The following is a 22738-nucleotide window of genomic DNA, read 5'->3' as shown; positions in this document are numbered from 1 at the left end:
GGACGCCCACCGGTGGGGGAAAGACGTTAGAAGCAGGGGTTCCTTTTCGAGCCTCCCGTGAACCCCCACGAATCCGCCCTCCTCGAAGACCTGAACCCTCCCCAGCGCGAGGCCGTGCTGCACGGCGACGGTCCCCTGCTCGTCCTGTCGGGCGCCGGCAGCGGCAAGACGCGCGTCATCACCCGCCGGGTGGCGCACCTGGTGATGGTCCGCCGCGTCTTCCCGTGGCGCATCCTCGCGGTCACCTTCACGAACAAGGCCGCGCGCGAGATGCGCGAGCGCCTGACCCACCTGCTCGGTGCCCAGGCGAACGACCTGGTGGTGAGCACGTTTCACTCCTCGGCGGCCATGATTCTGCGCCGCGAGGCGGAGCACGTGGGGCTCACCCGCTCGTTCGTCATCTACGACGACTCGGACCAGCTCAACGTGGTGAAGCGGGCCATGCGCGACGCGGGCATCGAGGTGCCCATGCAGCCGCGCGAAATCCTGCATCGCATCGACCAGGAGAAGAACGCGGCGCGCCTGCCGCAGCACATGCAGGTGGAGCCGGGGGACGAGCGCGGCCAGCTCATCCGCAAGGTGTACGCGGCGTACCAGGAGCGGCTGCGCACGGCGAACGCGGTGGACTTCGGTGACCTGCTGCTGCTCTTGGTGACGCTGTTCCGCACGCGGCCGGACGTGCTGGAGAACTACCGGCGCCGCTTCCACCACGTGCTGGTGGACGAGTTCCAGGACACCAACCCGGTGCAGTACGAGCTCCTGAGGCAGCTGGCGCCGCCTCCGTCGGCGAACCTGGTGGTGGTGGGCGACGACGACCAGTCCATCTACCGGTGGCGCGGCGCCAACGTGGACAACATCCTCAACTTCCCGCAGCAGTACCCGGGCGCGATGGTGGTGAAGCTGGAGCAGAACTACCGCTCGGACCAGAACATCCTCACGGCGGCGCACGAGGTCATCAGCAAGAACGCGCGCCGCATGCCGAAGAAGCTCTGGTCGGACCGGCAGAAGGGCCAGACGCTGAGCCTGCTGCTCAACCGCGACGAGCGCTCCGAGGCGCAGGAAGTGTCGCGGCAGATTCTGGCGCTCCAGCGGGAGGGCTTCATCAAGTTCTCCAGCATGGCGGTGTTCTACCGGGTGAACGCGCAGAGCCGCGTGCTGGAAGAGGCGCTGCGGCTGGCGCGAGTGCCGTACACGCTGGTGAGCGGGCGCAGCTTCTATGACCGGGCGGAGGTGCGCGACGCCTCCGCGTACCTGCGGCTGATGGTGAACCCGAAGTCGGACGCGGACCTGCTGCGCATCATCAACACGCCGGCGCGCGGCATCGGCGACACCACGGTGGAGCGGGTGACGGACCATGCCAACTCGAAGGGCGTGAGCCTGTACGAGGCGCTGGCGCAGCCGGAGGAAATCCCCGCGCTCAACGCCACGGCGGTGAAGCGACTGAAGGTCTTCCGCAACCTGCTGTCCTCGTTGACCGCCTTCGCGCAGGACACGAAGGACGCGGCGAGCGCGGTGGACCAGATGCTGCGCGAGACGAAGCTGGTGGACACGCTGCAGGCCGAGGGCAGCGACGAGTCCCAGACGCGCGCGGAGAACCTCAAGGAGTTCCTGGGCGCGGCGCAGGAGTTCGACTTGAACCGCGCGGCGGCGGCGGTGCAGGCGGCGCAGAACGCGCCCGCGGAGGTGCCGCCGGAGGTGGACGCGGCACCGCTGACGGCGGACGTGCCTCCGCTGCAGGCCTTCCTGGAGCAGATCTCGCTGGTGGGCGAGGCGGACGCGGAGGTGGGCGACGGCCGGGTGGCGTTGATGACGCTGCATGCGGCGAAGGGGCTGGAGTTCGACGCGGTGTTCCTCACCGGCCTCGAGGACGGCGTCTTCCCGCACGCGCGCGCGCTCAAGGGCGAGGACCCGGACGACAGCGAGGACATGGCCGAGGAGCGGCGCCTCTGCTACGTGGGCTTCACGCGTGCGCGCAAGCGGCTGTTCGTGAGCCTGGCGCAGTGCCGCTCGCTGTTCGGCGAGCTGCGCTACAACCCGCCGAGCCGCTTCCTGCGGGACGTGCCTCCGGCGCTCTTCGGCATCAGCGAGCAGGACGTGCCCGAGCCGCCCCGCGCCGTCGCGGTGGCGCCGCGCAAGCGCTCGTGGGACGAGGACGACGGGCCGCGCATCGACCGCTCGTACTCGCAGGCGTCGGACATGGACGGGGTGGGCGGCGACGTGCGCGGCATGCGCGTGCGCCACGAGCAGTTCGGCACCGGCCGCGTGGTGTCCACGGACGGCAGCGGGCCGAATGCGAAGGTGACGGTCGAGTTCGGCGGAGGCGTGGGCCTCAAGCGCGTCATCGCCCGCTTCCTGATTCCGGGGTGAGGCTGGGGCGCCCGAGTGGAGAAGCCGCAGTTGGAGACTTGCCAGATTTGCGTCTGGTGCCTTCGACCACTTGGCTACCCTTCCGTATGGCGGAAGGGGCTGGATTCGAACCAGCGAAGTCCTGAGCGTGTAGGGCCTCTTCGGCCGGGCGCATTCACAGGGACGCATCGACGCATGCATCCCTGACGGCTCCGGGCTGCGGGGCTTCGCGGGCCGTGGCAGATTCCCGGGCCCCATGGCCCAGGCTCCCTCCCGGCGCGGCAACGCGAAGCGTGAAGCGCTGTTCTTCGAGTTCGCACAAGCGGTGCCGCTCTTCCAGAGCGCCGCAGAGTCCGTCAACGATGCCGCCGGGGTGGTGCTCGCGCTCGGGCGCACCGAGTTGCAGTACCTGGACCGGCTGCGCTACGGGTCCGCCACGGAGCCGGAGTTGGCTTCGGCTGCGGGGCTGGGGCCGCGAGAACACACGGCCGTGCTCGACCGGCTGGAGCTGGCGGGCTACGTCCGAGCGCGCTCCACCGTGGACGCCCGACGCGAGGCGCGGGTGGAGCTCACCCCTCACGCGCTGGAGTGGATTGAAAGTCTCTGGGGGCCCCTGCGCGATGAGGGCTTCCGCCATTTCTCCACGTGGAGCACCCGCGACTTGAAGGTGGCCGCCCGCTTTCTCGCGGAGGCTCGTGCCATCCAGGAGGCGCACACAGCCCGGCTCCGTGCGCTCGCGGCCGAGCCCACTTCCAGCCGCCCCCGGCCAAACCGCGCGCGAGGCGGCCTTTCTCCGGCGGCGGTGCGGCGCGTCCACCTCTTCGCCGTCGCGCACCTGGACGGCCCGCTCCGGCTGGCCGACCTGGCGGAGCGCGCGCAACTCAGCCCGTACCACTTCGCGCGGGCCTTCAAGGCTTCCACCGGAGAGACGCCCAGGGCCTATGTGGAGCGGCTCCGCGTGGAGAAGGCCCAGGAGCTGATTCGCGACACGGAGCTGCCGCTCGCGGACATCGCGCTCGCCAGTGGCTTCAGCTCGCAGAGCCGGCTCACCACGGCATTCCGCGCGGCCACGGGCTTCACGCCCGCCAGATTCCGCAAGGGCGCCGTCGCCCGAGAGTGAATCGCAGCAAGAACGGGCAATCACCGGCAAGCCGCGGAAAGAAGCCCGTGGCCGGATGACGCAACACTCGGCGCATCAGGTCCCAGGAGGGAACACGGATGCGCACGAGGAACGGACACGCATTGATAATGGGCTGTGGCATCGCCGGGCCGGTGGTGGCCATGGCGCTGCAACGCGCGGGCATCGAGTCGGTCATCTACGAAGCCCGCAGCGGGGCCATGGACGAGGCGGGCGCGTTCCTGAACCTGGCGCCCAACGGCGTCAACGTGCTCAAGACGCTGGGCGTCGACGCCCAGGTCCAGGCCGCGGGCTTTCCGTGCGGCGGCATCGCCTTCTGGAATGGGGCGGGGCGGCGCCTCGGGGTGATGGACAACGGACCCGAGGAGCCGCGCTACGGCGCCGCGAGTCTGGTCATCAAGCGGGGCCTGCTGCACCGGGTGCTGCGCGAGGAGGCGCTCCGCCGGGGCATCCGGGTGGAGTTGGGCAAGGCGCTCGAGTCCTTCGACGCCACATCGGACGGCGTCGAGGCCCGCTTCAAGGACGGCAGCACCGCGAGGGGGGACTTCCTCCTGGGCTGCGACGGCCTGCGCTCTCGCACGCGCGAGCTGCTGCTACCGGGTGCCAAGGGGCCCGAGTACACGGGGCAATTGGGGTGGGGTGGCTTCTCCCGCTGCGCCGTGCCTCCCCCGCCGGGCGGTCTGATGCAGATGACCTTCGGCCGGAAGGCCTTCTTCGGCTACTGCGTCGCCCCGTCCGGAGAGGTCTACTGGTTCAGCAACGAGTCCCAGGCCGAGGAGCCCGCGCGAGGCTCGCTGAAGCCCGCCACCGCCGGAGCCTGGAAGGAGCGACTGCTGGCGCTGCACGGCGATGACGCCGCGCCCATCCCCGACATCATCCGCGCGACGGAGGAGGACAGCATCTCCTGCTACCCCATCCACGACATCCCCTTCCTGCCGCGCTGGCACCAGGGGCGCGTCTGCCTCGTGGGAGACGCCGCGCACGCCACGTCGCCGCACGTGGGGCAGGGCGCGTCGATGGCCATGGAGGACGCGCTCATGCTGGCCCGGTGCCTGCGCGACGCCCCGGAGCCGGAGGCCGCGTTCGCCCGCTACCAGGGCCTGCGCAAGGAGCGCGTGGAGAAGCTGACGCGGCAGGCCCGGCGCACCGGAAACACGAAGGGTGCCCCCGGCCCCGTCGGCGCCTGGTTCCGGGACAGGCTCCTGCCGCTCTTCCTCAAGCGCGCGGCGGAGGCGAACGCCTGGGTGTATGCCTACAAAGTCGACTGGGACGGCGGTACCGCCTGAGCGTCCGGCTCACTCCTGCTCTGGAGGTTTCAGCCGCCACGCCATCACCCGCCCGTCCAGGCCCAGCACGAAGAACTCGTCTCCCAGCACCACGGCCGGGGTGCGCAGGGGCGTGTCCGTGCGCAGCGAGAAGGCACGCTCCCAGGCCGGCGGCTTCAGTACGAGGAGCCGCCCCTCGCGCCCGCTGGTGGGGACGACCAGCAATTCCCCGCGAATCGACGTCACCCGGGTGAGGAGCGGGTCGGGCAGGGGGACTCGGGCCACCTCCTTGCCGCTCTCCCGGACGAGCCCCACCAGCACGGGAGCAGGCGCCGAGGCCCCGACCCACAGCGTCCCCAGCGCCATGGCCGGAGGCCCGGTGAGGATTTCGGCCACGGCCTGCTCCCACAGCGGGCTCCCGTCCTTCGCCCGGAGGGCCACGAGCCGCCCCGGGCGCGTGCTCACGTAGAGCCCGTCCCGCCACGCCTCCATCCCCACCACGTCTCGCACGTCCTTTGCCCAGGCCTGTGCCCCGTCGGCCGTGGACAGGGCCACCAGCCCCGCGCTCCCCCGCGCGACCACCAGGAGTCCCTCCGTCAGGACAGGGGCCGGAAGGCCGCGAGGCGTGTCCGGCGGGGGCTCGGTGGCCTTGGGGGCGGGGTGCCGCCACCGCACCTTGCCCGTGTCCACCGCGTGCGCGCGCACGGCGCCGTCCGGGGCCACGAAATACACCGAGGTGCGCGCCTCATCCACCACGGCGGGTGTGAGGACGGGAGTCTCGCCGGTGAGGCGCCAGCGCTCCGCGCCGTCCTCCAGCCCCAGCCGCACCACGTCTCCCGCCACCGTGCCCACGATGACGCTGTCGCCGACCACCACGGGCCGGGCGGCCACCTCCCGGCCGAGCGACACCCGCCACACCACGCGTCCGTCCCGGTCCAGGCGCACCACGGCGCCGGCCTCGTTGCCGGTGATGACGCCGTCCGCCAGGGCGACCAGCCCGGCGCGCGAGGAGGCATCGGTGGAATAACGGAAGGCCGTGTCCGCCGGCTCCCTGCATCCCACGGCCACCACCAATGTCACCGCGAGGGCGGGCAGGAGCGGCGTGCATGGACAGGCGCGGGGCGACATGGTTTGGAGGATGGCGCAAGGAAGGAACTTCGACCATGCCTACCATTCGTGAAGACGAGTTTCCCAACGCGACCGGCATCCCCTCCTCCGCCCGGCGGACGGACTTCGTGCCGCCCCCGACGCTGGCGGTGACGGAGGAGCTGCTCCTCGCGCTGCCCAAGACGGACCTGCACTGCCACCTCGATGGCTCCATGCGGGTGAAGACGATTCTGGAGCTGGCCGAGCAGCAGAAGGTGAAGCTGCCCGCGGACACCGAGGACGGCCTGGCCAGGGCCATCCACATGGGCCAGGTGTGCAAGAGCCTGGAGGAGTACCTCGTCGCCTTCGACGTGACGCTCTCCGTGCTCCAGACGGCGGACGCCCTCTACCGCGCCGCGTACGAGCTGGCGGTGGACGCCGCCGCGGAGAATGTGCGCTGGCTGGAGGTGCGCTACTCGCCCGCGCTCCACCTCCAGAAGGGCCTGAAGATGACCACCGTCATCGACTCGGTGCTGGAGGGCCTGCGCGCCGCCAAGCGCGAGACGGGCATCAAGTGCGGCGTCATCGTCTGCGGCATCCGCCACATCAACCCCCAGACGTCCATGCGGCTGGCCGAGCTGTCCGTGGCCTACAAGAACCGGGGCGTCATCGGCTTCGACCTCGCCGGCGCCGAGGCGAGCTTCCCCGCCAAGGACCACCGCGACGCCTTCCAGCTCATCCTCAAGAACAACGTCAACTGCACCGCGCACGCGGGCGAGGCCTACGGCCCCGAGTCCATCTCCCAGGCCATCCACAACCTGGGCGCGCACCGCATCGGCCATGGCACGCGGCTGCGCGAGGACGGCGATTTGCTCAACTACGTCAACGACCACCGGATTCCGCTGGAGGTCTGCCCGACGTCCAACGTGCAGACGGGCGCGGTGTCCAGCCTCGCGGCGCACCCGCTGAAGTTCTACTTCGACTACGGCCTGCGGGTGACCATCAACACCGACAACCGCCTCATCACCGACACCACGGTGACGAAGGAGCTGTGGGTGGCGCACAAGGAGCTGGGCCTGTCGCTGGAGGACCTGGTCACCATCCTCGTCTCCGGCTTCAAGAGCGCGTTCCTCCCGTTCCGCGAGAAGCAGGACATGCTGCGCGCGGTGAACCAGGAGATTGCGACCACGCTGGCCGCCTTCGACAAGAAGCGGACGGCGATGAAGCAGCCGGCGTGATGGCGTAGCTTCCGGCTCGGTGTGCGCGCCAGCCGCCGTGCCTGGCGCAACGAAGGAGACGACACGTGGACCTGGAGCTCGGTGGCAAGGTGGTGCTGGTGACGGGGGGCTCGGACGGGCTGGGGGCGGCGGTGGCCCGGAGGCTCGTCCGGGAGGGCGCGAAGGTGGCGCTGTGTGCCCGGGGCATGGAGCGCCTGGAGGCCACCGCGGACTCCCTGCGCGCCGAGGGCGGGGACGTGCTCACCGTCCAGGCCGACGTGTCCAAGGCCTGGCAGGTGGAGCACTTCGTGGACGCGGCGCACGCGCGCTTCGGGCGGGTGGACGCGCTGGTGAACAACGCCGGCTCCGCGGCCGCGCGGCCCTTCCTGTCGGTGACGGACGCGGAGTGGGAGGAGGACCTCAACCTCAAGCTCTTCGCGGCCGTCCGCGCCGCGCGCCAGGCGCTCCCGTTCATCCGCGAGTCCGGCGGGGGCTCCATCGTCAACGTGCTGGCGATTTCCGCGAAGACGCCGGGCGCGCACTCCACGCCGTCATCGGTGTCTCGCGCGGCGGGCATGGCGCTGACGAAGGCGCTGTCGAAGGAGTTCGGCCCGCACGGCGTCCGCGTGAATGCCGTGCTGGTGGGCATCATCGAGAGCGGCCAGTGGGTGCGCCGGGCCCAGGAAGTGGGCAAGCCGGTGGAGTCCTTCCAGACGGAGATGGCGCGCCACGCCGGAATTCCGCTGGGCCGGGTGGGCAAGGCCGAGGAGTTCGCGGACCTCGTCGCCTTCCTGCTGTCTCCCCGGGGCGGCTACATCAGCGGCGCCGCCATCAACGTGGACGGCGGACTGTCCTCCGCCGTGTAGCGTCAGGAATCCTCCCCGCTCCCGTCCGTGCACGGTGAGGACGGCCTTGCGCCGTTCCGGCGACCGCGGCTGCTGAACCCTGGTCCCCCTATCTCTCCGTCACGTCCCCCTGGCGCTGTGCATGCGTGCGCGCGCCGGGGCATTCCTGAGCTGGGTCATGCAGCCGAAACTGAATCGGCTCCTGCGGGCGCTTGCCCGTGAGGGGCTCGAGGTGACCTATGACGGTCGCCTCTACTCCGTGCGCCTCCTGGACGACGCGAATGCGCCGCCCGCCGAGGTGCTCCTCCCGCCGGACCTGCCCGTGGAGGGCAAGGCCTTCCGGCAACTCGCCAACCTCGCCGCCCTGAAGCACCCGGGCGGCGGCCAGGTGCTGCGCGTGCGCGCCACCCCCGACTTCCACCCCGGTGACTCCGGTGTGGCCATCGGCTCGGTGCTGCACACGCGGGGTCTGGTCGTTCCCGGTGCCATCGGCACCGACATCAACTGCGGCATGCGCCTGCACGTCGCGGACCTCTCCGTGGACACCTTCCTCGCGAAGCGGGACGCCTTCGTGGAGCGGATGAAGGGCCACTACTTCTTCGGCACGCGGGACGTCACCATGTCCTCTCGCGCCGCTGAAGCCCTGCTGCGCGACGGCATCCCCGGCTGGTTGCTGGAGACGCTGGAGCAGCCGCTGGGGTGCGTGGGGCGGGCGGACCTGAAGCAGCTCGACGCGGAGGTGGACCGCATCCACCTGGGCGGCGGGCTGAAGGGCCACCCGTCCTGGGCACCCGACGCCTTCACCCGCGAGGGCGTGGTGCGTGACGCGGGGCTGGCCACCGTCGGCGGGGGCAACCACTTCGTCGAGGTGCAGCGCGTGGAGGCCGTGGAGGACCGGGCGCGGGCCTGGCAGTGGGGCGTGCGCGAGGGACAGCTCGCGTTCATGGTCCACTCCGGCAGCCGCGACGTGGGCAAGCACGTGGGCGTGGCCTGGCAGGAGCGGGCGCGCAAGGCGTGGCCCGCGGGCCAGCCCTTCCCGGACAGCGGCATCCTCCCGCTGGGGGATGAGCGCCTGGTGGCCGAGTACCTGGAGGCGGAGGCCACCGCGGCCAACTACGCCTTCCTCAACCGGCTGCTGCTGGCGGAATTGCTGCGCCAGACGCTGCGCGAGCTGTTCGGCGAGGTGGAGGCACCGCTCGTCTACGACGTGCCGCACAACCTCACGCTCCCGTACGAGGGCGGGTGGCTGGCGCGCAAGGGCGCCTGCCCGGCGGGGGCGGAGCAGCCCGTCATCATCCCCGGCTCCATGGGGGCCACGTCCTTCCTCATGGTGGGGTGTGGCGACGCGAAGTCCCTGGAGTCCGCGTCCCATGGGGCAGGGCGGGCGCGCTCGCGCTTCAGCATGTCGCGCGGCGGGGCGGACCACAGCGAGGCGGCGCTGGGCCTCACCGGGGTGGACTGCATCAGCCTGCGGGCGGAGCGGCGGGTGGAGGAGGCGCCCGCGGCGTACAAGCCCATCCGCCCGGTGGTGGACTCGCAGGTGGAGGCCGGCATCGTCCGCGAGGTGGCGCGGCTGAAGCCCCTGCTCACCTTCAAGGCCTGAAGGACGCTTCCGGGGCCGGAAAATCGGCTCCGGAAGCGTCACCTGTCCGGCGGACACGTCATTTCACTTGGCGTGTCCGCCGTTCTCCGGGTGGAATGCCCTCGCCCGGGCCGGTGCCCGCGCACCACCCATGTCATTCGAGGGAAGAGGGGAACATGGAGAACAACTTCGGCACGCCGATGTCGCCCGGAGGCTCGCCCGCGCAGGCGCGTGAAGCCGTGTCACTGCCGGCCATCCTGCTGATGGTGACGTCGGCGCTGACGTTCCTCTATGGCCTCTATGGCCTCGTCAGCCCCGTCAACGCGGACCAGATGGCGCAGGTGCAGCAGATGATGCAGGACCCCAACATGGCGCCGATGCGGGGGTTCGTAGAGTTCCTCACGTCCACGGGCGGGCGCCTGGTCTTCACGGTGCCGTACGTCATCCTCAATGGCCTCATCTTCCTGGGCGCGCTGAAGATGCGCGGCCTCCAGAGCTACGGGCTGGCGATGACGGCCGGCATCCTCGCGCTCATCCCGTGCTGCGGCCCCTGCGGCTGCTTCGGCATTCCGCTGGGCATCTGGGCGCTGGTGGTGCTGCGCAAGCCCGAAGTCCGCGCCGCCTTCACCTAGCCACGGTTCAGCGCGCGGCCGGCTCCTCCCGGAGGGTGGAGGCCGGCCGCCGCTTCTGCATCCTCACGCACGCCAGCTGCACGTCGGGCGTGAGCGGGCGCCGGGCCGCGTGCATCCACACGTAGCCATGGCGCCGGTAGAAGGCCTCCGCGTTGAGGCTGGCGTCCAGGCCGAGCAGCGGCACCCCTTCGCGCCACGCCACGGACTCCAGCGCCGCCAGCAGGGTGGAGCCCACGCCCTGGCCCACCTCGTCCGGCACCACGTAGAGGGCCTCCAATTCCCCCGCGCGCGTGTCCACCTGGCCGAAGCCCACCAGGCGCCGGCCGCGCTCGGCCACCAGCACCGTGCGGGGCTTGTCCGGCCGGAGGTAGCCCTCTGGCCGGAGCAGCCGCACCCAGGTGTTCACCTCGTGCGGCGCGTACACGTCCCGGCAGTGCGCCTCCACCGCCTGCGTGTGGATGCGCCACAGGGTGCGCCGGTCCGACTCTCGCGCCGGCCTGAGGTGGAGGCCCCCCGCCGCACCCATGCCGTACCTCAGGTCACCTTCATGCCCTTGGGGATGACCACCACCCCGCTCGGCGTGACGTGGAAGCGCCGCTTGTCCTCCACCGGGTCGTAGCCAATCGTCGTCCCCTGCGGAATCTCCACGTTCTTGTCGATGATGGCCCGGCGGATGCGGCAGCGCCGGCCGATGGTGACGTTCTCGAAGAGGAGCGAGTCCTCCACCTCCGAGTACGAATTCACGCGCACCTTCGGGGACAGCACCGAGCGATTCACGTGGCCGCCGGAGATGATGCAGCCCTCCGCCACCAGCGAGTCCGTGGCGTGCCCCACGCGCTTGTTCTCCTTGTCCGCGAAGACGAACTTGGCCGGCGGGTAGTTGTTGGGCTGCGTGTGGATGGGCCACCGGTCGTTGTACAGGTTGAACACCGGGTCCACCTGCACGAGCTCCATGTTGGAGTCGTAGTAGACGTCGATGTTCCCCACGTCCCGCCAGTAGCCGCGCTCCTTCTCCTCCTGGCCGCCAATCTCGTTCGTGGCGAAGTCGTACACGTACACCGGCGCCGTCTTGTACAGCTCGCTGATGATGGACTTGCCGAAGTCGTGCGCGCTCGTCTCGTTGGCCGCGTCGCGCACCACCTCCTGCACCAGCACGTCGGTGGTGAAGAGGTAGTTGCCCATGGAGGCCAGGCACATCTTCGGGTTGCCCGGCATGGGCGGGGGATTCTTGGGCTTCTCCAGGAACTGGAGCATCCGCCCGTCCGGCCCCACGTCGATGATGCCGAACTCGCGCCCCTGCTCAATGGGGACGGGAATCGCGGCCACCGTGCACGCGGCCTTCTTCGCGCAGTGGAAGTCCAGCATCTGCCGCGTGTCCATCCGGTACACGTGGTCCGCGCCGAAGACGAAGATGTGGTCCGGCTCCTCGTCGGTGATGATGTTGAGGTTCTGGTAGATGGCGTCCGCGCTGCCCTTGTACCAGTCCACGCCGGTCCGCATCTGCGCGGGCACCGCCTCCACGTAGTGGCCCAGGAAGGCCGTCATCCGCCACGCCCGGGACAGGTGGTTGTTCAGCGAGTCGCTCTTGTACTGCGTCAGCACCTTCATCCGGTACACGCCGGAGTTGGCGAAGTTGGAGAGGACGAAGTCGATGATGCGGTAGCGGCCGCCGAACGGCACCGCCGGCTTCGCGCGCTCACGGGTGAGCGGCTCCAGGCGGGTCCCCGCACCTCCTGCCAGAATCATTGCCAGCACTTTGGACATAGGCCGCCGACGTTAACCGGCCGCCCCCGTCCGACAAGGGCACACGTGCCCGCTTGCCCGCCTTCGTTGAGTGCCGAACCGCCTGTTCAGGTCCTCCACCCTCCACGAGAGGCGCTGGATGTGGGAGAAGCGCCCCGTCGGGGGTTCCCGAGGGAGCCCTCGCTGCGGCCTGAGCAAGCGGGTTGCGCGGCTTCCCCGGAGATGGGCGGGCTGCTAGCCTTCCCTCGCGATGTCCGGAGACGAAACCCGCGTTACAAAAATCTCCACGCTCAAGGACGTGAGTTCCGAGCGCAGCACCGAGTGCTGCCTCGTGCAGATTCATGGTCCCGAGCTGGGCAAGAAGTACCTCATCGACTCCGAGCTCACCATCGGACGAGACCAGGGCAACCACATCTGGGTGGACCTGGACAACGTCTCCCGCCGGCACGCACGTGTTCGCGGCCACGGGGGGCGGATGTTCGTGGAGGACCTGGGGTCCACCAACGGCACCTACCTGAACGACCAGGAGGTGCTGCAGGCCTCGCCGCTGCGCAGCGGGGACCTCATCAAGGTGGGTGGCTCCATCTTCAAGTTCCTCGATGGCGACAACATCGAGACCCAGTACCACGAGACCATCTACACGCTGACGATTGCCGACGGCCTCACCGGCATCAACAACAAGCGCTACTTCCTCGAGTACCTCGAGAAGGAGATGGGGCGCTCCGCGCGCTACCAGCGCTCGCTCACGCTGATGATGTTCGACATCGACCACTTCAAGCAGATCAACGACGTCCACGGCCACCTGGCCGGGGACTACGTGCTGCGCGAATTGGCCCAGTCCATCAAGCGCATGGTGCGCCGCGAGCAGTGCTTCGCCCGCTACGGCGGCGAGGAGTTCGCCCTCGTCATGCCCGAGGACGGGCCCGACAAGGCGCGTGTGTTCGCGGAGAAGATCCGCAAGTTCATCGCGGAGAAGACCTTCGTCTACGACGAGAAGGAGATTCCGGTCACCATCTCCATCGGCGTGGGCGAGATGACGCAGGACATGACGGAGCCCCCGCACTTCATCAAGGTCGCGGACGCCAACCTGTACAAGGCGAAGAAGACGGGCCGCAACCGGGTGGTGGGCTAGGTGGCGAAGGAAGCGGGCCCCTCCACCTTCGCGCGGTTGCTGCTGGTGCTGCTGGGGCTCGGCTTCCTCGGCGCGGCCTGGGTGTGGAGCCACCGCTCCGAGCCCTGGGCCGCGCGCCTCGTGGAAGACGCGCGGGGCCATGTCGGGCGCTGAGCGGTAGGCCCCGCGGTACTTCAGGTGCCTTCGCGCAAGTCGTTCAGCCGGCCCTTGGTGCCCGGCAGGGCCTGCGGCGGCATCTTCCCGTAGATGTGCTGCACCGTCTCGGAGAGCGTCTCGTGGATGTCGCGCGCGCGGAAGCCCAGCTCGGCCTCCGCCTTGGACGCGTCCAGCCAGAACCAGTGCTCGCCAATCTCGACTTCCTGCGGGTCCAACACGGGCTTGGTGCCGCGCACCTTCGCCCAGCGCTCCAGCAGCTTGCTGCCCAGCACGTTGACCTGTGAGGGCAGGCGCAGCCGGGGCGCGGGCACGCCGGTGATGCGCTCCAGGCGCTTGAAGAAGTCCACCATGGAGAGATTCACGCCCATGAGATGGCGGCCGTAGAGTTCGCCCCGGGTGAGCGCGTTGACGAAGGCGTCCGCCGCGTCGCGCGCGTCCACGAAGGAGATGCCGCCGCCCGGCATGGCCGGAATCTCCTGGTTGAGGAACTTCACCACCGTCCACGTGGAGGAGAGCCGGTCGTCGCCCGGCCCCATCAGCAGGCTGGGGTTGAGCACCACGAGGGGAATGGCGTGCTTGCGGCAGTACTCCAGCGCCAGCTTCTCCTCGTAGATTTTGGACAGGTAGTACGGCCAGCGCCCCACCACCGTAATCGGGTAGTCGTCGCTCTCGGTGCCGACGTGCTCCTCCTTCGACACCGCGATGGTGCCGGAGGTGGAGGCCAGCACCACGCGCTTCACGCCGGCCTCGCGCACGTCGCGCAGCAATTCGCGCGTGCTGTCAACGTGCAGCTCGAACATCTTCCGCGCGTCCTTCGGCTGGAAGGAGACGAGCCCCGCGAGGTGGTAGACGGCGTCCACGCCCGCCAGCGAGCGACGGACCGCGTCCCGGTCCTTCAAGTCACCAGGGGCGTACTCCGCGCCCGCGAAGGCCGTGCCCGAGGGCTTCGAGCGGCCGATGAGCCGCACCGCGTGCCCCGCCGCCACCAGCCGCGGCACCAGGTGCGAGCCGAGGAACCCCGTGCCTCCCGTTACGAGCAGCTTCACGAGTCCTTCCCTCCGGTGGAGGCGCGGGTGAGCGCCGTCGACGTCGGCTCCTGCGCGTTGAGGTCCAGCACCCGGCCGGCCTTGAGCGCGCGCATCGCGTCCTCGGCGATGCGGGTGGCGTAGCGGTAGCCCTCGGAGCGCGCCATGCCCTGCACGCGCGCGCGCAGCGTCTCGTGCTCCAGCGCCGGGCCGATGTGCACCTCGAGGTTCTTCGACTTGGGGAACACCGTGCCCTTGGGCAGCGCGTCGAAGGCACCCTCGATGTAGAGCGGCAGCACGTCCACGCTGTAGGTGAGGGCGAGGTAGCCCAGCGTGGACTTGAACTCCAGGAGCTCCCCGGTGGTGGAGCGCGTGCCCTCCGGGAAGATGAGGACGTTGTAGCCCTGGCGCAGCGCCTCGCCCGCCATGCGCAGCGACTCGCGCAGCGAGCCCTGCCGCTCAATGGGGATGAGGTTGGTGAAGTTCTCGAACCACGCGCGCTTGAGCGGCGTGTTGAAGAAGTAGTCGCGCGCCGCCAGCGACACGAGCCGCTCGCCCTGGTCCCCCAGCGCCACGCGCACCAGCCCCGCGTCCAGGTGGCTGGAGTGGTTGGCGATGACGAGGAAGTTGCGGTTCTGCGGGATGAAGGGCTTGCCCGTCACCTTGGTGTCGAAGACGCCGCCGTAGAGCACCTTCTGCCCGAAGGCGAGGAGCTGACGGCCCACGTCTGCCACCACCTCGGGCACCGGAATCTCCACCTCCTCCGCGCGCACGTTCTCCTTGCTGATGTCCTTCGCCCGCGTCTCCACCGTGGGGCGCTTGCCGGACGCCAGCACCACCTTGCGCAGGTCCTCCACCGTCTGCACCTGCGTCAGGTCCTCGATGGCGGGCAGCGGCACGCCCGCGCCCTCCAGCGCTGACGACAGCTCGGTGAGCATCAGCGAGTCGAAGCCCAGGTCTCCGGTGAGCAGCGCATCCGGCCGCACGTCCGCCACCGGCCGGTGGCAGACCTCGGCGATGAGCGGGTAGAGCCAGTCGCCCACGCCGCCGCTGCCGGGGTTGGCCACCTTCTCGCGCGCCTTGCTGGCGCTGGCGGCCATGCGCTCCAGCCGCTGCAGCTCCTCCACCACCTGCTTGCGCTTCACGCTGCGCTTGGCGGTGCGCGGCAGCTCGCCGTCCCACAGCCGCAGCACCTTCACCCGGCGGTAGAAGGGCATGTCCGCGCTCACCTTGCGGAAGTGCTCCTCCACCTCGCGCCGCACCTCTTCACGCGGGCGCTCGCCGTAGTCCGGCACGCACAGGCACGCCACCTTCTCGCCGCCGGCCTCGTCGGGCAGGCCGACGATGGACAGCTCCTTGATGTGCGGGTGCTCCTGGTACAGCTCCTCCAGCTCGTCCGGGTAGATGTTCTTCCCGTTGTGGTCGATGATGACGTCCTTCGCGCGGCCGACGAGGTACAGCCGGCCCTCCGCGTCCAGACGCCCCAGGTCGCCGGTGTGGAGCCACCCCTCCTTGAGCACCACGTCCGTGGCCTCGCGGTCCCCGAAGTAGCCGGGCATGACGTTGGGGCCCTTCGCGAGCACCTCGCCCAGCCCGTCGTTGTCCGGGTTGGCGATGCGCAGCTCGATGCCGGGCAGCGGCCGGCCCACCGTGCCGGGCTGGCGCTTGTTGCCGGGCTCCGTCACCGACAGCACCGGCGCGGACTCCGTCAGGCCGTAGCCCTCGGTGATGTTGAAGCCCAGCTCGTGGAAGGCCTTGTGGACCTCATCCGGCAGCGCCGAGCCGCCCGACACGAGCACCTTGATGCGACCGCCGAACTTGCGGTGCACCGGCCAGAACAACAGCTTGCCCAGGTTGATGTTGCCCCGGTTGCGCAGCTCGCCGTGCGTGGCCATCAGCGCCTTGAGCGCCTGCTCCACGAAGGGCGGCTTGCTGGCGAACTCCTGCGTAATCTTGCGGTGCAGCAGCTGCCACAGCGCGGGCACGCCCACCATGGCGGTGATGCGGCCCGTCTCGAACACTTCGCCCAGCCGGTCCGACGTCAGCTCGTCGATGTACGTGATTTCCGCCCCGCGCCAGAACGGGGTGAGGAAGCCGGAGGAGAACTCGAAGGTGTGGTGCAGCGGCAGCACCGACAGCACACCGTCACCCACGCCGATGTCGAACACGCCGGCCAGCTTCGCCACCAGCGAGGCGAAGTTGCGGTGCGTGAGCATGACGCCCTTGGGCGTGCCCGTGGTGCCAGAGGTGAAGATGATGCTGGCCAGGTCGTCCGCGGACGCGGACTTCTTCACCGGGCCGATGCGGTCCGGGTGCGCCGGGTCGCCCGTCATCGCCTCCGCGAGGCTCGCCACCGTGACGCTGTCACCCAGCGCGGTGACGAGGCCGGGGAAGTCATGGGCGGCGTCCTCGGACAGCAGGCACGCACGCGCCTCGGCGCGGCGGGAGATGTTGAGCAGCTCCGCCTCGCTGAGGCCCGGGTCCACCGGCACGGCGGTGGCGCCCGCGCGGAGGATGCCGAAGTAGCAGATGCCCCACTCGGGCCGGTTCTCCGACACCAGCAGCACGCGGTCGCCGTGCTTGATGCCCTTGCCGAGCAGGAAGCTGCCCACGCGCGACGCGTAGCGGTGCACCTCGCCGAAGGTGAAGCGCTCCTCGCGCTCGCCGGCCACCATGCGGAAGGCCACCCGGTGCCGGTACGCGTGCACCGTCGCCTCGAGCAGCTCCAGCAAATCTCTGTGCGCGGGGATGACGGTGCGCTTCTCGCGCTCCTCCTCCAGGCCGGGGAACACCCACTTCTCCAGGCCGGGCAGGTGCGTCTCCATGAAGTAGGCGCGCCAGTCGATGTGCTCGGGGGCCCAGGGCACCTTCAGCCGGTCCGTGTGCGCCATGCGCGTGTAGACGGAGCGCGTGTTGTCGCAGCGGAAGACGTACCGGTTCTCGTAGAGGAAGGGGAGGAACAGGTCCGTGAGGGCGATGAGCCCCTGGTTCTGCTGCTCCACGTCGTCCAGCGACACCTTCGCCTTGTCCAGCATGGCCTGCACGCCGGGCGCGCCCCAGGCGGGCCGCACCTCGTCGATGGCCTTCTTCAGGAACTTCGCGCCGCGCACCAGCATGGGCGCGCTGAACAGCTCGAACTCCTTCTTGCTGACGGGCTGCGGCTCCAGGCGCGAGCGCAGCGAGTTCATCAGCGCGTTGCCCGTCTCCCGGTTGCGGTAGTAGCGCCGCCGGTACAGGCCCACCAGCTCCACGGAGCGGCTGGCGTAGAACGGATTCACGTCACCGGATGCCAGGTGGTAGACGCGCCGCTCCTCCACCTCGATGGAGTGCGCGGTGATGCCGATGGTGGCCCCGGCCACCTGGTCCACCGGGATGATGTCCAGGATGGTGCTCTCACCGGCGGGGATGCCGCCCGGCCCCTTGATGCCCGCGAAGGCCAGCGGCGCCGAGGTCGTGAAGCCCTCGTTCCACCCGGGGAAGGGGAAGTGCATCGCGCTTTCCACGATGGAGGGCCGGACGATGGCGTAGCGCAGCCCCGGCGTGCTCGCGAGCACCTGCTCGCCCAGGGACTTCGTGTACGTGTACGTGTTGGGCCAGCCCCAGTGCGCGGCGCGCTCCATGCCGGCGCGCACCAGCTCGCCGCTCAGCCACAGCTTGCGCTCGCGGCCCACCGCCAGGCGCAGCGTCTTCTCGTCGTTGACGTCGCGGCCTTCCTCGGCCAGCCGGTCCAACGCCTTCTTGCGGAAGGTGGACGTGAGGGCCTTGTCGTCGGCCTGCTCGCGCAGGCGGGCGACGATGCGCTCCGCGTCCGCCAGCTCCTGCTCCAGGCTGAAGTCGCGTCCGTCCAGCTCGTCCCGGCGGGGGAAGTAGCCGCGGACCTCCTCGTCCTCGAAGACGAGCCCGTCGCGGTTGCCGGCCACGAAGGCGGTGGACATGTGCACCAGCGGCACGCCCCAGCGCACCGCCAGCTCCGCGGCGTACTTCACGCCGTGGGTGTTGACGTTGAGGCCCACCTCCAGCGACGGGTTGAAGGACACCAGGCCCGCGCAGTTGATGAAGGCGTGCACCTTGCCGGTGAGCTCGGCCACCTGGGCTTCTTCCAGGCCCACCCACGGGTCGGTGATGTCACCGTCCAGCACGTGGCACTTCTTGCGGATGAACTCCAGGGCGCCCGCGTCGCCGTACGCGTCGCGCAGCGGCTGGAAGGGCTCGCTGGTGGCCACCTTGTCGAAGAAGCGCCGCTCGGCGGAGGCCGCGCTGCCCTTGCGGACCAGCACGTACACCTTGTCCAGCTCCTGCCCGTACCGGTGCAGCAGCATGGACAGCGTCACCTTGCCCACGAAGCCGGTGGAGCCCGCGAACAGCAGGCGCTTGCCGGTGAAGACGCGGGAGACGTTCAGCTCGGGAAGCTGCGGCTGACTCATGACCGGCCTCACTTCACGTCCACCATCACCGTGGGAGCAATCCGCAGCAGGCTGATGGTGGCCGAGCGGCCCATGAAGCCGCGCGCCTCTTCAATCGCCTCGGTGAGGGTGTCGGTGCGGTCCCAACCCATCAGGGCCGGGACGTGGTTGTTCTCCGCGCCCGCGACGATGACCTTGCCCACGTGCTGCCGGCCGTTCTCGCCCCAGTACCACATGTAGAAGGGGTGCACGCCGTGGTAGGCGTTGCCCTTGCGGTACAGGTGCACGTAGCTGGGGTTCTCCGCGAACTCCTTCTCGTACTTGTGCTCCAGCTTCATCGAGTCGCGCGTCTCCGGCAGCAGCCGGTTGAAGAACTCGATGTAGCTGGGGTGGTGCTCGGGGTCGAACTCGTCGTAAGCCGGGTGCAGCAGAATCAGCACGCCGCCCTTCTTCACCAGCGGCACGCCGCGGTTCAGGTTGTAGAAGTAGCCCAGCCCCATCACCTGCACGAGCAGCGGGTTGAGGATGGAGTTGACGCTGTACGGCGAGATGAAGGGGATGGGGAAGATGACGATGTCGCTCTGCCCCTCCACCGGCACCACGTACTGCTTCCAGCTCGTCTCCAGCGTCTTCTGGTGCGCGGGCTCGGTGGCTCCGGCGTACACGCCCGTGACGTCATAGGGCGCGGGCACGGCGCTGAGCACCTTGCGCGCCATCGCGCGTGGCATCTTCGACAGCGCGTAGCGCATGGCCTGGAACTTCAGCCGGTCGCCCTCGGTGTAGTCCTCTTCCTTCTTGGCGAGGAAGTCCGTGGGCGCGCCGAACATGCGGTTGTTCAGTGAGGTCTCGATGTGGAAGACCTTCAGGTGCTTGTCGATGTTCTTCCCGATGCGCTCGTTGCTCCTGTAGAGCGCGCTCGCCTTCGGCTCCATGTAGGAGTCCGACTCGCGGATGGTCTTCGGGTTGTGGTGGTGGCGCAGCGAGGCGTAGTTGGACACGCCGGTGCCCATGGACTTGTGCCCGCCATTCATGGGCACGAAGTTCACATTCACGTAGATGATGAGGTCGCTCTCCGCCACGCGGCGGTTCACGGACACCTCCTCACCGTGCGAGGTGCGCTCCAGCGCGACGATGCCGTCCGGGTCCTCGGCGTCGTGGTTGTAGTAACGGTCCGGGTAGAACGCGTCGTAGATCTTCTGCCCCACCATGCGCCGCATCTCCGCTTCCGTCATGCGGCGGTGCAGGGCGTTGGCGATGACGAGGTGGATGTCGTCCACGCCGCTGTCGGCGGCCAGCTCCAGCACCACCTCCAGGATGGACTGGCGCACGTCCGGCGTCACCATGGGCGGCAGCGGCACGCTGATGTCGTCGATGACGCACGTCAGGCGCATGCCCGGCTTGAGCAGGGCGTGCAGCGGCTCCATGCCCTCCGGGTGGTTGATGGCCCAGCGGATGGCGGCCTTGACGTTGGGCACGCCGGCCAGCGGGGGGCGGGGGAAGATGACCCGCGTACCGACGGGCAGGTCTTCCTGCAGGAAGCCCTCACCGTAGAAGAGCGCCCGAGGCGGGCTGCCCTTCTCCGTGATGACCACCTGGCTTTCCTCGTCGTACAGCTTCTGGAGCGTCTTGAACGGGCGCATGGGGAACGGGGCCTACTTGAGGTCGAGGATGGGCCAGTTGTACGCGCGCGCGATGGAGCGCAGGCGCATGTCCGGGTTCACCGCGGTGGGACGACCCACCACCGCGAGCATCGCGTAGTCGGAGGCACTGTCGGAGTAGCCGTGGCACTGGTCCAGCGCCAGGCCCTCCTTCACGCAGTAGGCGCGGATGGCGTTGGCCTTGTTCGCGCCTTCGATGATGGGCGGAATCACCTTGCCGGTGGCCTTGCCGCCCACGAACTGCATCTTGTTGGCGATCATGTCGTCCACGCCCAGGTGGCGGGCGAGCGGGCGCATGGTGAAGTCCAGCGCTCCGGTGACGAGCACCACCTTGCACCCGCTGCGGCGGGCCTGGTCGATGAGGTCCTGGGACTGCTCGAAGAGGGCCGGCTGCAGCACGTCCTCGAACATGTCCTGGGCAATCGTGACGAGCCGGTCTTCGCTCAACCCCGCGTAATAGCGGTAGAAGAACTCGTTGAACGTCTTGCGGTCGAGGACGTCCATGACGCCGAAGAGGGGCACGCTGACGGCGGTGCTCAGCGTCCTTCCGGCGATGCCCAGGACCGAGCCACGGTTCATCGCGTAGTACGCGTAGACGTGGACGACGTTCGTCTTCACGAGCGTCCCGTCGACATCGAAAAAGGCAGCTTTCGCGGGCATGGGGGCAGCGGGCTTCCTGACACTCCTGGGGGGGTGTGGTCAACGACGGCAAATCTCTACAACCAGCCCTGCTGGCGGTACCACTCCGCACTGCGGCGGATGGAGTCGCCCAGGTCGCGCCGGGGGTGAAAACCGAGCAGGCGCTCGGCCTTGGCCCCGGAGCACGTCCAGGCGGGGGCGAGCAGCTGCCGCGCCAGCTTCCGATTCAGCGGCAGCTTCCGCCCCGTCACCCGCGACACGCCGTCCGCCGCCGAGGCCAGGGCCTGGAGCACCCGGGGGCTCAGACGCACCGTGCGGGGGTGCAGGCCCAGCGCCTTCGCCCCCACGTCCTGCACCGCTTCCAGGGTGAGGGGCTCGCCGGGGCCCGCGCAGAAGAAGGCCTCGCCCAGGGCCCTGGGGTGCTCGGCCTGGAGGAGCATGAGGTCCACGACGTCCTCCACGTCCACCATGGTCAGCGGGCGGGGGCCGCCGGTCAGCTCCAGGCGGATGCCCTTCTTCGCCAGCTTGAAGAAGGTGAGGTTCTCCCTGTCGCCGGGGCCGAGGATGCGCGGGGGACGTGTCACCGTCACCGGCAGCCGGTCTCCATAGGAGAAGGCGATGCGCTCAGCCTCCGCCTTGCTCTCGCCGTACCACTCGTGGGGGTGGAAGGCGTCCTCCTCTACATGGGGGCGGGTGGGGGAGGACGGACCCATGGCGGCCAGCGAGCCGGCCAGCACCAGGCGCGGCCGGTGTCCGGCGGCCACCATGGCGTCGCATAGATGACGCGTGCCCTCCGCGTTGACGCGCATGAAGTCGTCTCGCGTCGCGCCGCGTCGTGCGCCCGCGAGGTGGAAGACGACGTCCTGGCCCACGACGGCGGGGGCCAGCGAGGCGGGGACCGTCACGTCTCCGTCCACCCGCGTATAGGTGACGCCGGCCAGCGCGGAGGCGTCACCTCCAGGGCGGAGGAGGCACGTCACGGTGTCCCCGCGCGCCGCCAGGGCTTTCGCCAGCCAGGCTCCGAGGAAGCCTCCGGCACCGGTGATGAGGGCTTTCATGGGCGATTCATCCAAAAAAACACACCACGTCCGCAAGGAGAATCCCGAGCGGATGTCCTCTTCTCCTCCGAGCAGCCGGCTGCGGCGGAGCCGGTTTGTCGGCCTCCGGAAGCGTTCCGAAGCCTATTCCCCGAGGAGAAACGCGCTCCCGAGCCGATTTTTCGGCCTCCGGCGGCGTTGCGCGCACCGTGCTCCCGAGGGAAAACCGTGCTGCGGGGCCGGATTCTCGGCCTCCAGAGGCGTTCTTCCGAGGGATTCCCGAGGGAAAAGCGCATCAGAGGGCTGTTTTTCGGCCTTGGGCGTGCTACTTCTACGCCGCATCGGCTCTAGCTTCACATAAGCAAAGCCGTACAACGTCCCCTTCGGAGGGGAGGAGACTCAAGACGAATGGCCGCCAAGAAAGCTGCTGCGAAGAAGGCTCCCGCTGCCAAGAAGGCTCCCGCTGGCGCGAAGCGCAAGCCGAACGCGTCGTTCATGAAGGAGATGACCCCTTCTGCCGCGCTCGCTGAGATCGTCGGCCCCAAGCCGCTGCCCCGGACCGAGGTCGTCAAGAAGCTCTGGGCCTACATCAAGAAGCAGGGCCTCCAGGACGCCAAGAACAAGCGGCAGATCAACGCCGACGACAAGCTGAAGCCCATCTTCGGTGGCAAGAAGAACGTCACCATGTTCGAGATGACGGCGCTGGTGAACAAGCAGCTGAGCTGAGCACCGCCGGAAGTCTCTGGCAGTAGCCGTACTCGAGGGCTCGTCGCGCGATGCGCGGCGGGCCCTCTGCTCTTCTATGGGGCCCCGCGGCCCCATGGAGCGTTGGAT

At 69.4% G+C, this 22738-nt stretch carries 18 protein-coding genes; 10 read left to right on the top strand and 8 right to left on the bottom strand.

All coding sequences use genetic code 11. The features are described 5' to 3' along the window. Window positions 1–57 precede the first annotated feature (57 nt). From G4D86_RS22330 to G4D86_RS22320, 3 genes are all read left to right on the top strand, one after another. Window positions 58–2367, top strand: coding sequence for an ATP-dependent helicase (locus G4D86_RS22330; protein WP_163996038.1), 2310 nt, complete (start codon window positions 58–60; stop codon window positions 2365–2367). A 235-nt stretch (window positions 2368–2602) separates the two neighbouring features. Beyond that, on the top strand, window positions 2603–3466 hold the full coding sequence (locus tag G4D86_RS22325) for a helix-turn-helix domain-containing protein (RefSeq protein WP_163996037.1): 864 nt from the start codon (window positions 2603–2605) through the stop codon (window positions 3464–3466). A 98-nt stretch (window positions 3467–3564) separates the two neighbouring features. Beyond that, entirely contained in the window at window positions 3565–4770 is a 1206-nt protein-coding gene (locus G4D86_RS22320) for an FAD-dependent oxidoreductase (protein ID WP_163996036.1), read from the top strand. Between the two features lie 9 nt (window positions 4771–4779). Here G4D86_RS22320 and G4D86_RS22315 read toward each other — a convergent pair whose 3' ends face one another. After that, a complete protein-coding gene (locus G4D86_RS22315) occupies window positions 4780–5811 on the bottom strand; it encodes an outer membrane protein assembly factor BamB family protein (protein ID WP_338050615.1) in 1032 nt (343 codons plus the stop codon). 101 nt (window positions 5812–5912) lie between these two features. Here G4D86_RS22315 and add point away from each other — a divergent pair, with 101 nt between their 5' ends. The 4 genes from add (at window position 5913) to G4D86_RS22295 (ending at window position 10111) form a co-directional block, all read left to right on the top strand. Next, window positions 5913–7073: an adenosine deaminase gene (add, locus tag G4D86_RS22310; protein WP_163996034.1), complete on the top strand. Its 1161-nt coding sequence runs from the start codon at window positions 5913–5915 to the stop codon at window positions 7071–7073. Window positions 7074–7138: 65 nt separating this feature from the next. Then, window positions 7139–7918: an SDR family oxidoreductase gene (locus G4D86_RS22305; protein ID WP_163996033.1), complete on the top strand. Its 780-nt coding sequence runs from the start codon at window positions 7139–7141 to the stop codon at window positions 7916–7918. Between the two features lie 157 nt (window positions 7919–8075). After that, window positions 8076–9500: an RtcB family protein gene (locus tag G4D86_RS22300; protein ID WP_163996032.1), complete on the top strand. Its 1425-nt coding sequence runs from the start codon at window positions 8076–8078 to the stop codon at window positions 9498–9500. A gap of 155 nt (window positions 9501–9655) precedes the next feature. Beyond that, window positions 9656–10111, top strand: a complete 456-nt coding sequence (locus G4D86_RS22295; protein ID WP_240360408.1) for a hypothetical protein — start codon at window positions 9656–9658, stop codon at window positions 10109–10111. A 7-nt stretch (window positions 10112–10118) separates the two neighbouring features. On the opposite strand, the gene G4D86_RS22290 is transcribed toward G4D86_RS22295, so the two are convergent. Continuing rightward, entirely contained in the window at window positions 10119–10637 is a 519-nt protein-coding gene (locus G4D86_RS22290; protein ID WP_163996031.1) for a GNAT family N-acetyltransferase, read from the bottom strand. An 8-nt stretch (window positions 10638–10645) separates the two neighbouring features. Beyond that, window positions 10646–11875 (bottom strand): glucose-1-phosphate adenylyltransferase, encoded by a 1230-nt coding sequence (gene glgC, locus G4D86_RS22285; protein WP_163996030.1) that lies wholly within the window; start codon window positions 11873–11875, stop codon window positions 10646–10648. Window positions 11876–12104: 229 nt separating this feature from the next. On the opposite strand from glgC, the gene G4D86_RS22280 reads away from it, so the two are divergent. Continuing rightward, window positions 12105–12986 carry a GGDEF domain-containing protein gene (locus tag G4D86_RS22280; protein ID WP_163996029.1) on the top strand — a complete coding sequence of 294 codons (882 nt, stop codon included), beginning with the start codon at window positions 12105–12107 and terminating at the stop codon, window positions 12984–12986. Further along, on the top strand, window positions 12987–13139 hold the full coding sequence (locus tag G4D86_RS52190; protein WP_205519686.1) for a hypothetical protein: 153 nt from the start codon (window positions 12987–12989) through the stop codon (window positions 13137–13139). A gap of 20 nt (window positions 13140–13159) precedes the next feature. Here G4D86_RS52190 and G4D86_RS22275 read toward each other — a convergent pair whose 3' ends face one another. The 5 genes from G4D86_RS22275 to G4D86_RS22255 are packed head-to-tail and all read right to left on the bottom strand — an operon-like array spanning window position 13160 to window position 21925. Next, complete coding sequence (locus G4D86_RS22275; protein WP_163996028.1) at window positions 13160–14188, bottom strand: NAD-dependent epimerase/dehydratase family protein; 1029 nt, start codon at window positions 14186–14188, stop codon at window positions 13160–13162. After that, window positions 14185–18591: an AMP-binding protein gene (locus tag G4D86_RS22270; protein WP_163996027.1), complete on the bottom strand. Its 4407-nt coding sequence runs from the start codon at window positions 18589–18591 to the stop codon at window positions 14185–14187. The genes G4D86_RS22275 and G4D86_RS22270 overlap by 4 nt, the downstream gene beginning before the upstream one ends. Before the next feature lie 8 nt (window positions 18592–18599). Further along, window positions 18600–20210, bottom strand: a complete 1611-nt coding sequence (gene larAH, locus G4D86_RS22265) for an NPN-dependent hydroxyacid isomerase, LarAH14/15/16 family (RefSeq protein WP_163996026.1) — start codon at window positions 20208–20210, stop codon at window positions 18600–18602. 12 nt (window positions 20211–20222) lie between these two features. Further along, on the bottom strand, window positions 20223–20888 hold the full coding sequence (locus G4D86_RS22260; RefSeq protein ID WP_163996025.1) for an HAD family hydrolase: 666 nt from the start codon (window positions 20886–20888) through the stop codon (window positions 20223–20225). Between the two features lie 56 nt (window positions 20889–20944). Next, window positions 20945–21925, bottom strand: a complete 981-nt coding sequence (locus G4D86_RS22255; protein ID WP_163996024.1) for an NAD-dependent epimerase/dehydratase family protein — start codon at window positions 21923–21925, stop codon at window positions 20945–20947. A gap of 387 nt (window positions 21926–22312) precedes the next feature. Here G4D86_RS22255 and G4D86_RS22250 point away from each other — a divergent pair, with 387 nt between their 5' ends. Continuing rightward, window positions 22313–22630: an SWIB/MDM2 domain-containing protein gene (locus tag G4D86_RS22250; protein WP_163996023.1), complete on the top strand. Its 318-nt coding sequence runs from the start codon at window positions 22313–22315 to the stop codon at window positions 22628–22630. Window positions 22631–22738: the final 108 nt, after the last annotated feature.

The organism is Pyxidicoccus caerfyrddinensis (assembly GCF_010894405.1).
Taxonomy (GTDB): Bacteria; Myxococcota; Myxococcia; order Myxococcales; family Myxococcaceae; genus Myxococcus; species Myxococcus caerfyrddinensis.
Note: the sequence above shows the minus strand (reverse complement) of the source record. Positions and strands in the feature narration are given on the sequence as shown.

Excerpts from the sequence above, each read along its gene's own strand:
- G4D86_RS22325 (WP_163996037.1), top strand. The coding sequence starts at position 2,603 with ATGGCCCAGGCTCCCTCCCGGCGCGGCAACGCGAAGCGTGAAGCGCTG.
- G4D86_RS22320 (WP_163996036.1), top strand. The coding sequence starts at position 3,565 with ATGCGCACGAGGAACGGACACGCATTGATAATGGGCTGTGGCATCGCC.
- add (WP_163996034.1), top strand. The coding sequence starts at position 5,913 with ATGCCTACCATTCGTGAAGACGAGTTTCCCAACGCGACCGGCATCCCC.
- G4D86_RS22300 (WP_163996032.1), top strand. The coding sequence starts at position 8,076 with ATGCAGCCGAAACTGAATCGGCTCCTGCGGGCGCTTGCCCGTGAGGGG.
- G4D86_RS22295 (WP_240360408.1), top strand. The coding sequence starts at position 9,656 with ATGGAGAACAACTTCGGCACGCCGATGTCGCCCGGAGGCTCGCCCGCG.
- G4D86_RS22290 (WP_163996031.1), bottom strand. The coding sequence starts at position 10,637 with ATGGGTGCGGCGGGGGGCCTCCACCTCAGGCCGGCGCGAGAGTCGGAC.
- glgC (WP_163996030.1), bottom strand. The coding sequence starts at position 11,875 with ATGTCCAAAGTGCTGGCAATGATTCTGGCAGGAGGTGCGGGGACCCGC.
- G4D86_RS22280 (WP_163996029.1), top strand. The coding sequence starts at position 12,105 with ATGTCCGGAGACGAAACCCGCGTTACAAAAATCTCCACGCTCAAGGAC.
- G4D86_RS22270 (WP_163996027.1), bottom strand. The coding sequence starts at position 18,591 with ATGAGTCAGCCGCAGCTTCCCGAGCTGAACGTCTCCCGCGTCTTCACC.
- larAH (WP_163996026.1), bottom strand. The coding sequence starts at position 20,210 with ATGCGCCCGTTCAAGACGCTCCAGAAGCTGTACGACGAGGAAAGCCAG.
- G4D86_RS22260 (WP_163996025.1), bottom strand. The coding sequence starts at position 20,888 with ATGCCCGCGAAAGCTGCCTTTTTCGATGTCGACGGGACGCTCGTGAAG.
- G4D86_RS22255 (WP_163996024.1), bottom strand. The coding sequence starts at position 21,925 with ATGAAAGCCCTCATCACCGGTGCCGGAGGCTTCCTCGGAGCCTGGCTG.
- G4D86_RS22250 (WP_163996023.1), top strand. The coding sequence starts at position 22,313 with ATGGCCGCCAAGAAAGCTGCTGCGAAGAAGGCTCCCGCTGCCAAGAAG.